We start from the raw sequence: 1,524 nt of genomic DNA on the forward strand, positions 1-1,524 counted from the left end.
TGCCAGCCACGTGGGGATCGGCCACGATTCCAGGTTTGGCCGCGCCATGGACAACTTCTCCGCGCATCCGGTGCGGGCGGCCCAGCACGGCGGCAGCGGTGGCGACGTCGCCCTCCTGAAGTGCCTCACGCACCCAGGTGGAGGAGCAGCGGCGGTCCTTGCCGCCGTCGTCATGCAGCGGGTAGCCCTCCGAGCCAAACTCGCTGATGACCTGGACTTCGAAGTCGAACTTTTCGCCGAGCTCCTTCATGGTGTCCAGGTCGCCGGAGTTGGCGCGGCCAAACCTGGAATCGTGGCCGATCACCACGTGGCTGGCATGAAGGCTGTCCACAAAGACCTGCCGCACGAACTCCTCGGGCGTGAGACTGGCGAGGTTAAGGGAGTACTTCATCACCAGAACCGCGTCGAGGCCCAGCTCCCCCAGTGCCTCCAGTTTGTCCCGCAGGCCCATGATCATTTCGGGCGCCGACTCAGGGCGGTGGATCAGGGAGGGGTGCGGGTCAAAGGTGACGGCAACGGCTTTGGCGCCGTTGAGGCGGGCGGTGCGGGTGAGCTGGGAGAGCACCTGCTGGTGGCCGCGGTGGACGCCGTCAAAGTTGCCAAACGTGACAACGGAGGGACCAAAGTCCGCCGGGACCTCGGACGGATCGTTCCAGATGTAGACCATCACCCTCGCCTTTGTACTGCCTTCAACTGTCATTGTTCCCAACGCACAGGCGCCGGAACTCTCTAAGATTACCTGCATTCACGGTGGCTTCCGGACGGTACCAAGGGAGCCGGCCGGCCACGGAGAAGTGCCGGCGACTCTCTGGTACTCCCCATATGCCGGGGCTACGATGCAAGGGCAGCCTCCGGCGGCGCGCCGCGCCGCATCGACAATGTCCGCGGGATCCGCGGCGCTCAAGGAGTACCTCATGACCGAGTTACACGACCTCCTCAACCAGATCGACATCAACCAGATCGCCTCCCTGCTCGACACAGATCCGGCGTCCGCCCGGACTGCCGTCGAAGCGGCGTTGCCCACCCTGCTGGCGGGAATGCACCATAATGCCCAGGCTCCCGACGGCGCGGCCTCTCTTCAGGAGGCCCTGGGCCAGCACCAGGACGGGCTGGTGGACGGCGGCGTAGACGCCATGCAGGTTGACACTGCCGACGGCGAAAAGATCGTCAGCCACGTCTTCGGGGGCCAGCAGGACCAGGTGGCGGCGCAGCTCGCAGGCGCGCCAGCCCTGGGTGGTATCGCTGGAGACCTGATCCGGAAGGCCCTGCCCATCCTCGCCCCGATCGTCATGTCCTACCTGGCGAAGAAAATTCTTGGGCAGGGCGGCCAGGGCACCGGCCAGCCGACCCAGGCCGGCGCAGGCCCCGGTGGAATTGACCTCGGCAGCATACTGGGCGGACTGCTTGGCGCGGGAGCCGGTGCCGGCGCGGGAGCGGGTGCCGGCCAGCAGGGTTCAGTGCTGGACAGCATCCTGGGTGGCCTCGGCGGGGTCCTCGGCAGCGGCGGGCCCACATCAACGGAGA

Annotated in this window: 2 protein-coding genes; one reads left to right on the top strand and one right to left on the bottom strand. The window is 66.7% G+C overall.

Annotation, left to right across the window (positions count from 1 at the left end):
- Positions 1–667: bifunctional riboflavin kinase/FMN adenylyltransferase (ribF, locus tag DBR22_RS17360; protein ID WP_108600051.1), on the bottom strand; the 667-nt coding region annotated here is incomplete at its 3' end.
- Between the two features lie 247 nt (positions 668–914).
- On the opposite strand from ribF, the gene DBR22_RS17365 reads away from it, so the two are divergent.
- Positions 915–1,524 (top strand): DUF937 domain-containing protein (locus DBR22_RS17365; RefSeq protein ID WP_108600052.1); only part of this gene is annotated, 610 nt, incomplete at its 3' end.

The organism is Arthrobacter sp. HMWF013 (assembly GCF_003061105.1).
Classification (GTDB): domain Bacteria; phylum Actinomycetota; class Actinomycetes; order Actinomycetales; family Micrococcaceae; genus Arthrobacter.